Origin of the sequence: Myxococcus llanfairpwllgwyngyllgogerychwyrndrobwllllantysiliogogogochensis (genome assembly GCF_006636215.1) — a bacterium.
GTDB classification, from domain to species: domain Bacteria; phylum Myxococcota; class Myxococcia; order Myxococcales; family Myxococcaceae; genus Myxococcus; species Myxococcus llanfairpwllgwyngyllgogerychwyrndrobwllllantysiliogogogochensis.
The window spans coordinates 1-469 of record NZ_VIFM01000731.1 but is presented as its reverse complement, the minus strand read 5'-3'; the positions used below and the strand labels follow the sequence as shown (position 1 = coordinate 469).

Here is a 469-nt window from a genome sequence, read left to right as displayed (position 1 = left end):
GTTGCTCCACTGTGCGGCTCAGCGGACCGGGGGCGCCCTGCAACTGCTCAGTGGCTCGCGTGCCCACCCAGCGCCGCAAGGCCGATCTGGCCCGCGCACGGTCGCGCTGCAAGTCGTCCCTGCGATCCGCCAGGGCTAGCGCCTCTTGGCGCGCCACCAGCAGATCGCCAGCGGCTGCAGAGCCGCCGGCGATGCGCACCGCCATGGTGTCCTGCAGCCGCTGGTTCTGCGTCAGCATTTCGGCCAGCAGTTCATCGCGCTGTTCGATGGCCTGCGCAAGGATCCAGGCCTGGCTCAACTCTTGGCGAAGCGCCAGCCGCTGGGAGGCCAAGGCGGCGCTTTCGCGCGCGACCCTGGCCTGAGCGCCTGCAATCTGCGCATCGCGCTTGGCCCGGTTGGGAACTTCCTGCATCAGCGCCAGGCGCTGCATGGTCATGGATTCCCGGCTCAGGCTGAAGCGGTCCATGCC

The 469-nt window shown here is 69.3% G+C and carries 1 protein-coding gene; it reads right to left on the bottom strand.

Going from position 1 to position 469, the window contains the following annotated elements; all coding sequences use genetic code 11:
- Positions 1 to 469, bottom strand: a 469-nt coding sequence (locus FJV41_RS55665; RefSeq protein WP_281291671.1) for a TolC family protein, incomplete at both ends; no start/stop codon positions are given.